This is a genomic window from Streptomyces sp. NPDC047042 (assembly GCF_040644035.1).
GTDB lineage: Bacteria > Actinomycetota > Actinomycetes > Streptomycetales > Streptomycetaceae > Streptomyces.
Map to the genome: position 1 here is coordinate 304,924 of NZ_JBEYVP010000003.1, position 11,778 is coordinate 316,701.

Consider the following 11,778-nt stretch of genomic DNA (forward strand, 5'->3'; position numbering starts at 1 on the left):
GGGGGCTTGTCGCGCAGTTCCCCGCGCCCCTGAAAGCAGGGTCGGTGGGGGCTTGTTGCGCAGTTCCCCGCGCCCCTGAAAGCGGTCCGTTCCGTGTCTCTAGAGGAGGGGTCGGGTTGGGTCGTTGGAGCGGGAGAGGATTCGTAGGAGTTCGAGGGGGTTGTCTCGGACCGGGCCCTGGGTTAGCGATGCGCCCATCGCTACTGCTCTGCGTAGGCGGTGGGCGTGGAGGAGGATGACGAAGCGGGTCAATCTGCGTTGTTCTTCCGGGAGTTCGGTGACTATTCGGGTGGACTCGCGGAGTGTGGCGTGGGCTGTTGCCGCTGTGGCGGAGAGGAGGGAGCGGACGGCTGGGAGGTCGCGGCCCTGTTCCAGGTCGGAACGGGTGACTCCGTGTTTCTCCAGGTCGTCCGTGGGGAGGTAGAGGCGGCCGTCGCGCAGGTCCTCGGCCAGGTCGGTGAGGAAGTCCGTGCGCTGGCAGGCGTCGGCCAGGAGCCGGCAGCTGTCCGCGTACGCCTGGCTGCCGCCGCCCGGCATCGACAGGCCCGAGGTGATCATCAGGAACGGCCAGGTGAGCTGCTCGATGTACGCCTGGTAGTCGTCCTCGGTCGTGAACCCGGCGAAGTCCAGGTCGACTTGGGCGCCCACGAGGTACGAGTCGACCCAGGAGCGCGGGAGTTCGCGTGCCTCGGCGGTGTGCAGGAAGGCGCGCAGCAGGGGGTGCCGGGCCGTTCCGGTGTCCAGCGCGGTGCGCACCTGCTGGGCCCAGTTCGCGTAGCGACGCGTCCGTTCCGGGACCGTGCCGCGGTCGCAGAGGTCGTCGGTGAACGAGGCGAACGCGTATCCGGCCAGGATGTGGGGCTGGAGGCGGTCGGGTATCAGCAGGCGTACCGCCAGGTGGCCGGCCGGTTCCCGGCTCAGCATGAACTGTTTGGCCTTCAGATACGCGGCGCGGTCGCTCCCGCTGTGTATTCCCGCCGCGTCCAGACAACGATGCCAGGATCGCACCGGCACGCCTCACCGTCGTAGTTGCAGTTGCGTCTGCAGTGTACGGGCGGTGCTCGCAGGACGTCGGACGGGCCGGCGGCGCCGGGAGGCCGCCGGCCCGAGTACTGGGCCGGGCGCGGGTCAGCCCGCGCTCACCTGGAGTTCCTTGACCCCGTTGACCCAGGCCGAGCGCAGCCGGCGCGGGTCGCCCGCCAGGGTGAGGCCAGGCATGGCGTCGGCGAGGGCGTTGAAGATCAGGTTGATCTCCATGACGGCCAGCGACTTGCCGAGGCAGAAGTGCGGGCCTCCGCCGCCGAAGCCGAGGTGGGGATTGGGGTCGCGGGTGATGTCGAAGACGTCCGGGGAGTCGAAGACCTCGGGGTCGCGGTTGGCGGAGGAGTAGAACAGGCCTACCCGGTCCCCCTCCTTGATCTTCTGGCCGCCCAGCTCCGTGTCCCGGGTGGCCGTTCGCTGGAAGGACACGATGGGGGTCGCGAACCGCACGATTTCCTCGGCGGTGGTCGCCGGACGTTCGCGCTTGTACAGGTCCCACTGGTCGGGGTGGGTGAGGAAGGCGTGCATGCCGTGGGTGATGGCGTTGCGGGTGGTCTCATTGCCCGCGACGGCCAGCATCAGCACGAAGAAGCCGAACTCGTCCGAGGTGAGGTTGCCCTCGTGCTCCGCGGCCACCAGAGTGGTGACGATGTCCTTAGCCGGGCACTGCTTGCGATCGGCGGACATGTTCATGGCGTACGCGATGAGCTCCATGGCCGACTCCTGGCCGACCTCCTCGGTGATCGCGTACTCCGGATCGTCGTACGAGATCATCCTGTTGGACCACTCGAAGATCCTGAGGCGGTCCTCCTGGGGGATGCCGATCAGTTCGGCGATGGCCTGGAGGGGCAGTTCGCAGGCGACCTCGGTGACGAAGTCGAACGGGCCGCTGCGGGCGGCGGCGTTCGCGGCGATGGCGAGCGCGCGGCTGCGCAGGTTGTCCTCGAGGGCGCGGATCGCGCGCGGGGTGAAGCCGCGCTGCACGATCTGGCGGACGCGGGTGTGCTCGGGCGGGTCCATGTTGAGCAGGATCAGCCGCTGGGCGTCGATCGCGTCGCGCTCGATGTGCTCGTTGAAGCGGATGATCGCCGTGTTGGTGGTGGACGAGAACAACTCCGGGTGCGTGGAGACGTACTTGACGTCCGCGTGCCGGGTGACGGCCCAGTAGCCCTCGTCGGCGAAGCCCGCGATGCCGGGGTGCTGGGGCACCCAGTGGACCGGCTCGGTGGCGCGCAGCTCGGCGAACTCCGGGAGAGGTACGCGGTCTTGGAGCAGGTCGGGGTCGGTGAAGTCGAACCCTTCGGGCATCGCGGGGCAGGACGCCATCGGAAACTCCCGTCATCTGATCAGTATCTGACGGTCCATCAGGAATGGGTGGGTGTCGCGAAGGTAGTAACGGGTTCCAGAAGAGGCAAGGGCCACGACACCACCAATTCCGGGCACCGGTTGTGCTTTCGGGCGCTGCAAGGGGGTTGCGGTGTTCGAGGACCCGTCAGCAGACTGCAGACAGAACTAGAACGCGTACTAGTTCTGCGTGGCGGGTGGGCCGGGACGCCCGCGCCGCGCGGGTGACCTGAGGAGAGGAACTCCCCACCATGGCCGCGGAACCCGTGATCGTCGAAGCCGTACGCACCCCCATCGGCAGGCGCGGCGGCGCGCTCGCCAACCTCCATCCCGCCTACCTCCTGGGTGAGACCTACCGCGAACTTCTGGGCCGCACCGGCATCCCCGCCGACTGCGTCGAACAGATCGTCGGCGGCGCGGTCACCCAGGCCGGCGAACAGTCCGCCAACCCCACCCGCACCGCATGGCTGACCGTCGGCCTGCCGTACGAGACCGCGGCGACGACGGTCAACGCCCAGTGCGGCTCCTCGCAGCAGGCCTCGCACATGGTCGCCAACATGATCGCGGCGGGCGTCATCGACGTCGGCATCAGCTGCGGGGTGGAGGCCATGTCGCGGGTGCCGCTGGGATCGGCGTCCAAGCACGGCCCCGGGAAGCCGTTCCCGGACGAGTGGAACGTGGATCTGCCCAACCAGTTCGAGGCGGCGGAACGGATCGCCCGGCGCCGGGGACTGACCCGCGAGGACGTGGACGCGCTGGGGCTCCTCTCGCAGGAGCGGGCGGCGGTCGCGTGGGGGGAGGAGCGGTTCAAGCGGGAGACGTTCGCCGTCCAGGTGCCCACGACGGAGGAGGAACAGGGCGCCGGACAGGGCATGTGGCGCCTCGTCGACCGGGACGAGGGGCTGCGGGACACCTCGGCCGACGCGCTGGCCTCCCTCAAGCCGATCATGCCCACGGCCGTCCACACGGCGGGCAACTCCTCCCAGATCAGCGACGGTTCGGCCGCGCTCCTGTGGGCGTCGAAGCGCATGGCGCGGGCGCTGAAGCTGCGCCCGAGGGCACGGATCGTGGCCCAGGCGCTGGTGGGATCCGACCCGCACTTCCATCTGGACGGTCCGATCGACGCGACGCGGGCGGTCCTCGGCAAGGCGGGCATGACGCTGAAGGACATCGACCTGATCGAGATCAACGAGGCGTTCGCCTCCGTGGTGCTCAGCTGGACCCAGGTCTTCGAACAGGACCTGGAGAAGGTGAACGTGAACGGCGGGGCGATCGCCCTCGGGCATCCGGTGGGGGCGACCGGGGCCCGGCTGATCGCGACGGCACTGCACGAACTGGAGCGCGTGGACAAGGAGTTCGCACTGATCACCATGTGCGCGGGCGGGGCGCTGGCTACGGGGACGATCATCCAGCGGCTGTGAGGGGCGGTGGCCCTTCCCGGGGTCGGGTGGGCGGCCCGTCACCCTTCGTGATCCGTAGGTGTGTGCTCTGCCCACCTCCCGTTGGCGGCTCAGGACGGCCAGGCTTGTGGCACCGCAATGGAGTTCGCGAGCCGGGGGATCACGTGAACGCAGAAGCCACCATCGAACGCCGGGCCACAAGCCGCGGTCCGGGCCGTAGACCGGACCTGCCCAGCGAGGAGTTGTGCTCCGAGCTGTTCGCGTCACTGCCACGCAGCGACCAGCGGCTCAAGGGCCGGCAGTATCTGAACGGGCTGCTGGCGGCGCCGGGGCGGAAGTCGATCCGGAACATCGCCGCGCTCGCCGCCGACGCACTCGCCGACGAGAGCGCGGTCGAGCAGTCACTGCATCACTTCATCAGCAGCTCCACCTGGGACTGGGCACCGCTGCGTACCGCCCTCGCCGCCCATGTCGACGCGCTGTGGCCGCCACTCGCCTGGGTCGTGCGGCCCTTGTTCATCGCCAAGGCCGGTGAGCACTCGGTCGGTGTGGCGCGGCAGCCGGCGCCCGAGCGCGGGCAGGAACTCAACGGGCAACTGGCCTTCGGGGCCTGGGCGGTCGGTGACCGGGTGAGTGTTCCCGTGCAGTGGCGGCTGCGGTTGTCCGAGCTCTGGCTCACCGATCCGCGCCGGCGCCGACGGGCCGAGATCCCCGACAGCGCCCACGCGGAGAGTCTCGACGAGTGCGCGACCGCCACGGCCCTCAGCGTCCCGGGCCTCTGGGAGTACCCGGCCCGGCCCGTCGTACTGGACCTGCCGCCGGAGAATCCGAACGGGGTACTGCGTGCCTTCGCCAAGGCCCGGGTGCCGCTGCTCACCCCGGTGCGCGGGAACACACGGCTGACCGTGGCCGACCGGACGATGCCCGGATACCGGGCCGGTGCCGCCCCGGCGCACCAGATCATGGAGTCGGTACGCGGGCTGCGGCGTCCGCTGTCGTGGCGGGAACCGGAGGCCGGTGCCGCGGGCCGCCGCACCTCGCTCGTGGCGGCGGTTCGCGTACGGCTGACCCAGCCGGGCTCCGGCTCCGGGTTCGAAGCCGGTTCTCGCACGAGGGCCGCGGGGTCGTTGGTTCCCCTGGAGCCGCAGGCGCCGTCCGAACTGCTGCTGGTCGGCGAGTGGCACGCCGGCGAGAAGTCCTCGCCCGACCTGTGGCTGGTCTCCCCGGCGTCGACGCCGGCGTTCTCGTCCGTCGCGGATGTGCTGCGGCTGGCGCGGATGACGCGGCGCGTCGCCGTGGCCGAGGAGCGGATCGGTGAGCGAGTCGGCATGCGGGACTTCGAGGGGCGCTCGTTCAGCGGGTGGCACCGCCACATGACCCTCGTCTCGGCCGCGCACGCCGTGTCCGCGCTGGCGGACGCGGCGGACGGGGAGCCGGTCTACTCGCCGCGGCTCTCCGCCTGAGCACCGGCCCGGTCGCTCTGCCGGTGGTTCAGGGTTCGGCGGGCCCGGTGCAGGCGCAGAGCCAACTGGATCTCCAGCGCCCGTTCGGGCTCCTGCCAGCCGGTGCCGAGGAGTTCGGTGATGCGTTCCAGGCGCCGGGAGACCGTGTTCGGGTGCACATGCAGCGCCGAGGCCGCGTGGGTGGGGCTGGCCGAGGAGGCGAAGTACGCCTCCAGGGTGCGGGTCAGCTCGGTGAACCGCTGGACGTCGTAGTCCAGGACGGGTCCGATCACCGTCGCGACGTAGTCGCCGACCCCGCGGGTCTCCGAGAGCAGCACCCCCAGGAAGCCCATCTGCTGCGGGGTCGCGACACCGCCCAGGTTGCCCAGCTCGGTGAGCGCCTCCAGACAGCTGAGCGCCTCACGGTGGGCCTGCGCCACCTGGTCGGGGCCGAGCACGGGGCCGGCCGCGCCGATCGTGACGGGGTGTCCGAGGAGCGGCGAGAGTTCCCTGGACACGGCGTCGGCCGCGGCCGACGGGTCCTTGCCGGGCAGCAGGAGCCGTACACAGCCGTCGTACACCTTCATGAGGCCGGACGTGCGATGCGCGTACGACGATGCCCAAGCCGCCGCTCTGCCCTGGGAGTTGTGGGAGTCGCCCTCGGGGCGAGCGACCACCATGACGTGCGGTTCGTCGATGGCTATGCCCAACCGGTGTGCGCGCGACTTGAGTTGGCGGGGCAGCGGGCGGACACCGCTGAGCAGCTCGTCGAAGAGTTCGTCGCGGATCTGGTCGTGGGCCACGACCGTGGTGCGCTGCATGAGCTGGACGAGGGCCACCGACCGTGCGGTCAGCTGGAGCAGGCGTACTCCGAAGCCGTCCGTGAGCGGTCGGCCGGGTATCAGCACGATCGCGCCGAGGTTCTCGCAGCCGGCGGTGACCGGTGCGACCCAGCCGCCGTTCGCCGGTATCGGCACCGGGCGGCCCGCCGCGTGGGCGTCGTACGTCCAGCCGAGGATGTCGTCCTCGGCGAGGTCGGGCAGGGTGCCGATCTCGACGACCGTGCGTCCCACGCAGTCGCGGACGACCAGCGCGCCCGACAGATCCCTGACGGCCGCCTCGACGAGGGTCTGCGGATCGCAGCCGTTCAGAACGAGGTCGATCAGGTGGATGTAGGCCTCCTCGACGCGGCGCTGCGCGTCGAGACTGCTGCGGGCCCGTGAACGGTCCAGTTCGGCTTCGGTGACCTCGGCCCGGGTCTCCTCCAGCAGCCGTGCGCGCTCGATGGCGACGGCGGCCAGATTGCCGAGCGAGCGCATGAGGCTGATCTCGTCCGGCGAGAAGTGCCGCACGGTCCGGTTGGCGCCGTAGAGGGTGCCGAAGACCGTGGTGCCGTAGCCGAGCGGCACCGCCACGATGGCGTGCAGCCCCTCGGCCTGGACGACCGTGTCGATGTCGAGGGAGTGCGGGAGCCGTTCGTCGGAGAGGTAGTCGGAGGTCCAGGCCGGGGCCCGGGTCGACTGGACGAGGCTGCCGATACCGGAGTCGTCGCTGGTTCTGAGGCCCACGCTGAGCGAGGTTGTCTGGCCCTCGGCGACCCTGATGTAGGAGCAGCCGTCCTCCTCGTCGCGCAGTCCGACGTAGGCCATGTCGAAGTTCAGCAGACGGCGCGCCCGGCGGGCGATCTCGTGCAGCAGGCTGTCCAGGTTCCGCACCAGCGTGAGGTCGTGTGCCGTGTCGACGAGCGCGGCGAGCCCCGCCTCCCGTTGCTGGGCGTGGCTGAACAGGGAGTGCACGCGGAACGCCAGGCGGACGGCGTCCTCGAGCTCCGCGAGGGCGTCCGGGGAGGCGTGCCCGCGGCGGGCGGTACGCAGGAGATCCTCGAACCGTGCGGCCGGTGCCCCCTCCGCGAGCAGTTCGAGTACGGACAGTGCGTTCGCGTCGACGGATGGCTGCGGCGGCCCCCCTTGCATTGCCGGCCTCTCTGCTCGAGGGGCGTGTCCCCCAGTACCTCTGGCACGTCCCTTCGGGAGGCTAACTTCCTGGCCGTCGGGGCAGCAACCCGACAGTGGTGTGATGTCCTGCGCCTGGCGGTGTGGCCGGAGCACCATGCTCCGCCCGCGGATGTGTGGCCGGAACACCTGTCGCCCCCGCGGGAGTTCGCGGAAAGATCGCCCCGGGTACCCACTACGGTGCCCGCCACGGGGGAGAGGGACGTCGAGTCGTCATGTCGGAAACCCAGTCTTATCTGCGCTCACTCGCACGCAGCAGGGACTCCGCGCTGCCGGAGAACCGGCCCGGTGTCTTCTCGCTGCGCGGGCGGGAGTGGGATCTCCTCGACTCCGTCTTCGCGCCGCCGCACGCGGGTACGACCGAGATCGTGCTGGAACTCATGGAGCAGGCCCGACTCCCTTGGCGCGGCGCCTTCCTGGAGGTCGGCTGTGGGACCGGCGTCGTCGCCGTGACAGCTGCCCTGGAGGGCTGTACAACGGTCGTCGCCTCCGACATCAGCACGGAGGCCGTGCGCAACGCCGCACTCAACGCACGACGGCACGGCGTCCTCGGCGGCGTCACGGCCGTGCACAGTGACCTGTTCGAGCAACTGACGCCCGGACAGCGCTTCGACACGATCGTCTGGAGTTCGCCGTACGTCCGCGCGCCGGAGGACTTCCGGTTCGGGACGGTCCTGGAGCGGGCCTATGTCGACCCGGGGTACCGGGCCCACCGCCGGTACGTCGACGAGGCGCCCCGCCGGCTGACGGCCGAGGGCCGGGCCCTGCTGCACTTCAGCAGCAGGGGGGACCTGGACGGGCTGCACCGGATCGGCGCCGAGACGGGACGGCAGCTTCGGCCGCTGGCCAAGCTCGACGTGCTCGACCGGGGAGACGTGGTCGAGCACCTGCTGCTGGAGATCCGGGACGACAGGCCCTAGTCCGGGCTCGTTCAGGTGCCCTGGCTCGTGCCGACCGTGGTCACCAGCTCGTCCCACACCGCCATCTCCCTTGCGTGTTCCGCCTGTTCCAGCTCGTGGGCGACCGATTCGATGGCGACACCCGCCTGTTCGAGGGCGTCGAAGACGGCGCAGGCCGCACCGTGCGCACCTGACAAGGTGTCACCACGCAGGCTCTCGTGCTGGTTCAGCGCCAGCGCTTCGAGCGCGGGTTGCGGCAGGGCGTGCAGGGTCATCCAGGCGATGAGGTGGAAGATCTCCGGGTCCCCGGCGGTCTCGGGGCCCGCGGGGTCCGCCGCGTTCCGGGTGGTCCACAGGAGACGTTGCGGGCGGGCGCCCCGTACCACCAGCTCGCGCCAGCGGGGGCACCCGAGGCTCTCCTCGTAACGGCGGTAGACGAGCCGTGCCGTGGCCGTCGCGGCCCGTCCGCGCAGCGCGTCGGCGACGGACGGCGCCGCCGTGGCGTCCAGCCGGGCGTCGACCAGGGCGCCGAGGCTGCCGAGGTCCAGGGAGACGAGCGAGCTGACGTCGGCCGCGGCCACACCGCCCGCGGCGGCCCGTTCCAGGCCACGGAAATAGACGTCCACGGCCTGGGCGTACCGGTCGACGGAGTAGACGGACGTCAGGTGCACACCGATCCCGTCGGCGAGCAGGTCCCCGGCGGCCACCAGGCCCCGCGGGGTCACGGGGACCCGGATCAGGACGTTCGGCCGGCCCACCGACTCCGCGAGCCGTCGCGCCCGGTCCGTCAGCGCCGTCGCGTCCGAGGCCAGCGAGGGCGCGACACCGACGGAGACCCGGCCGAGCATGCCGTGCGTCGCCCGGAACACGGGGTCGAGCAGAGCGCAGGCACGGCGGGCGTCCTCGGCGAGGAGGGCGTAGACGCGTTCCTCCGCGGATTCCCCCGCAGGAGCTGATTCCCCCGCCGGCGCGGATTCCTCGGGAGGCGACGACCGCCGGTCCCCGTATGCGCCGGTGCCCGCCCTCATCGCGCGGACGAGGGCCGCCGGCCGTGACACGGCACCCGTGACCAGACCGTCGGCCACCATCCGGCGCAGGCTGCCGTCGGCCAGCTGGCCACGGTGGAAGTCGTCGAGCCAGAGATGGACCCCCTCCGCCGCGAGCCGGATCAGGACACCGCCGACTGCCGAACATGGCCGTGTGGTCATGGCTGCCTCCGCCCGTGGACTGGCGGAATTCTAGGACCGTATTGCAGGTCGAGATACCTGACAAAGTATTCGCCCGAGGTTGCGATCATGTTCCGTGAAGTGCTGCGCAACGGCACCTGACAAACTAATCCCGACCGCGTTGCCGTGGATGAAGGTGGCGTGTGAATCTCCCGGAGAGCAGCTGGCCGGACGGCCGAAATCGACTGCCGCGTTCTCTGGAGGAAAAACCTTGACCACAGGGTTCGACGGACGGTCGCCGCTGATCCGCCGCGACGGCGAGGGAGTTGCCCGGCTGTGGGGAAAGGGCTCCCTGGTCACCACCAAGCTCACCGCCGAGGAGACCGGCGGTGCGCTCGGAATCACCCACTTCAGCGCGGTGGCGGGGGAACGGGCGGCACGCCACACCCACACTCTTGAGGACGAGATCTTCATCGTCGAGGGCGGTGAGGTCGTCCTCACCGTCGGCGACCGCACCGAGACCGTCAACGGCTCCGGCGTCCTGTTCCTGCCGCGCGGTATCCCGCATTCCTATCTCGTGGAGAGCGAGACCGCCCGCTTCTACGTGATCACCACACCCGGCGGATTCGAGAGGTTCTTCTCGGAGACGGGTTATCCGACCCGGCTGGGAAAGTCGGCGCCGGTGGGTGAGTCGTGGTCGGTGGGCCGGACCCAGGAATTCGCGGGAAACCTCGGACTCGGCCTGATCTGGGCCGACTGACCGACGACGAAGCGACTACGAGGAAAGAGATCGCGAGTTCCATGAAAAGACGTAGTGTTCTGACCGGTACGGCCGCCGCCGCGATAGGCGCCGCCGCTTTCGAAGCCGCTCCCGCGGCGACGGCGGCGACCGCCTCTCCCACGGCCGCCGCCGCGGCCGACGCCGTCACCGTCCTCCCCTCGGACCCCCGCTACGCCGACCTCGTCGTCGGTAACAACGCCCGCTGGGTCGGCCGGCCCGACTCCGTACGGCTCGTCAGGACGACCGCGCAGGTCGTGCGCGCCGTACAGGAGGCCGTGGACGCGGGCAAGCGGATCTCGGTGCGCAGCGGTGGCCACTGCTACACGGACTTCGTGTTCAACCCGGACGTCCGGGTCGTCATCGACACCTCGCTGCTCGACACCGTCTCGTACGACGAGCGGCGCCGGGCCTTCGAGGTCGGCGCGGGTGCCACCCTTCTCCATATCTACGAGTCACTGTTCAAGGGCTGGGGCGTCACCATTCCCGGCGGCATGTGCTACTCGGTCGGGGCGGGCGGTCACATCAGCGGCGGCGGGTACGGGATGCTGTCCCGTCGGCACGGACTGACCGTCGACCACCTGTACGCCGTCGAGGTCGTCGTGGTGGACGCGGCGGGGAAGGCCCGCAGCGTGGTCGCCACGCGTGAGGCCGACGACCCGAACCGCGACCTGTGGTGGGCGCACACCGGCGGCGGGGGCGGCAACTTCGGCATCATCACGCGGTACTGGTTCCGCAGTCCCGGCGCCACCGGCACCGACCCCTCGGCCCTGCTGCCCAGGCCGCCGAAGGAGGTGCTGGTCAGCGCGATCGCCCTGCCGTGGAGCGAACTGGACAAGGACGCGTACACCACCCTCGTCGGGAAGTTCGGGGCCTGGCACGAGGAGAACGCCGGCGCCGGCTCCGCCGCGGCCTCGCTGTGCAGCTTCCTGATGATGAACCACCGGGCGAACGGCGCCATCGGACTGCTCACCCAGATCGACGCCACCGTGCCGGGCGCGGAGCAGGTGCTCACGGACTTCCTCACCGAGATCACGTCCGCCGTGTCCGAGCGGGCCGTACGCCCGATGTCCGAGCCCGTCGGTGAACTGGGCGCGCTGCCCCAGTTGTTCACCCCGCAGCGGCTGTCCTGGCTGACCTCGGTGAAGCTGCTCGGCACGAGCAACCCGACCCTGACCAACCCGACGCTGCGCGGCCACCACAAGTCGGCCTACCTGCGCCGGAACGTCACGGACGCGCAGGCCGCGTCGATGTACCGGCACCTGACCCGCACCGACCACGAGAACCCCGCTTCCATGGTCGTCCTGCTCTCCTACGGCGGGAAGATCAACACCGTCGCCTCCGGGGACACGGCCGCGGCCCAGCGCGACTCGGTCTTCAAGGGGCTCTTCCAGAGCTTCTGGGGCGACACCGAGGGCGACGACGCGAACATCTCGTGGGTGCGTGACGTCTACGGCGAGGTCTTCTCGGCCACCGGCGGCTACCCCGTGCCGGGCGCGGCCACGGACGGCTGCTACATCAACTACCCGGACGCGGACATCGCCGACACCCGGCAGAACACGACGGGCGTGCCCTGGTACACGCTCTACTACAAGGACAACTACCCGCGCCTCCAGCGGATCAAGGCCGTCTACGACCCACGGAACATCTTCCGGCACTCGCAGTCCATCGCCCTTCCCGACCAGACGTGAGGCGA

The 11,778-nt window shown here is 70.4% G+C and carries 9 protein-coding genes; 5 read left to right on the forward strand and 4 right to left on the reverse strand.

The window, feature by feature from the left end; all coding sequences use genetic code 11:
• Positions 1 to 99: 99 nt before the first annotated feature.
• Both ABZ855_RS05025 and ABZ855_RS05030 read right to left on the reverse strand, forming a co-directional pair.
• Positions 100 to 1,008 carry a squalene/phytoene synthase family protein gene (locus tag ABZ855_RS05025; protein ID WP_360801012.1) on the reverse strand — a complete coding sequence of 303 codons (909 nt, stop codon included), beginning with the start codon at positions 1,006 to 1,008 and terminating at the stop codon, positions 100 to 102.
• 120 nt (positions 1,009 to 1,128) lie between these two features.
• Positions 1,129 to 2,367, reverse strand: a complete 1,239-nt coding sequence (locus tag ABZ855_RS05030) for a cytochrome P450 (protein ID WP_360801015.1) — start codon at positions 2,365 to 2,367, stop codon at positions 1,129 to 1,131.
• Between the two features lie 269 nt (positions 2,368 to 2,636).
• On the opposite strand from ABZ855_RS05030, the gene ABZ855_RS05035 reads away from it, so the two are divergent.
• On the forward strand, positions 2,637 to 3,806 hold the full coding sequence (locus ABZ855_RS05035; protein ID WP_360801018.1) for a steroid 3-ketoacyl-CoA thiolase: 1,170 nt from the start codon (positions 2,637 to 2,639) through the stop codon (positions 3,804 to 3,806).
• 143 nt (positions 3,807 to 3,949) lie between these two features.
• Positions 3,950 to 5,248 carry a transposase gene (locus ABZ855_RS05040; protein ID WP_360801021.1) on the forward strand — a complete coding sequence of 433 codons (1,299 nt, stop codon included), beginning with the start codon at positions 3,950 to 3,952 and terminating at the stop codon, positions 5,246 to 5,248.
• On the opposite strand, the gene ABZ855_RS05045 is transcribed toward ABZ855_RS05040, so the two are convergent.
• The gene (locus ABZ855_RS05045) at positions 5,224 to 7,200 is read right to left on the reverse strand and encodes a helix-turn-helix domain-containing protein (protein WP_360801024.1); all 1,977 of its coding nucleotides are present in this window, start codon (positions 7,198 to 7,200) and stop codon (positions 5,224 to 5,226) included. The genes ABZ855_RS05040 and ABZ855_RS05045 overlap by 25 nt on opposite strands.
• Before the next feature lie 254 nt (positions 7,201 to 7,454).
• On the opposite strand from ABZ855_RS05045, the gene ABZ855_RS05050 reads away from it, so the two are divergent.
• The gene (locus ABZ855_RS05050; protein WP_360801027.1) at positions 7,455 to 8,159 is read left to right on the forward strand and encodes a class I SAM-dependent methyltransferase; all 705 of its coding nucleotides are present in this window, start codon (positions 7,455 to 7,457) and stop codon (positions 8,157 to 8,159) included.
• Positions 8,160 to 8,170: 11 nt separating this feature from the next.
• Here ABZ855_RS05050 and ABZ855_RS05055 read toward each other — a convergent pair whose 3' ends face one another.
• Positions 8,171 to 9,346, reverse strand: a complete 1,176-nt coding sequence (locus ABZ855_RS05055) for a transaldolase family protein (RefSeq protein ID WP_360801030.1) — start codon at positions 9,344 to 9,346, stop codon at positions 8,171 to 8,173.
• A 229-nt stretch (positions 9,347 to 9,575) separates the two neighbouring features.
• Here ABZ855_RS05055 and ABZ855_RS05060 point away from each other — a divergent pair, with 229 nt between their 5' ends.
• Both ABZ855_RS05060 and ABZ855_RS05065 read left to right on the forward strand, forming a co-directional pair.
• The gene (locus ABZ855_RS05060; protein WP_360801033.1) at positions 9,576 to 10,064 is read left to right on the forward strand and encodes a cupin domain-containing protein; all 489 of its coding nucleotides are present in this window, start codon (positions 9,576 to 9,578) and stop codon (positions 10,062 to 10,064) included.
• A 41-nt stretch (positions 10,065 to 10,105) separates the two neighbouring features.
• On the forward strand, positions 10,106 to 11,773 hold the full coding sequence (locus ABZ855_RS05065; RefSeq protein WP_360801036.1) for an FAD-binding protein: 1,668 nt from the start codon (positions 10,106 to 10,108) through the stop codon (positions 11,771 to 11,773).
• The last annotated feature ends 5 nt before the right edge of the window (positions 11,774 to 11,778 follow it).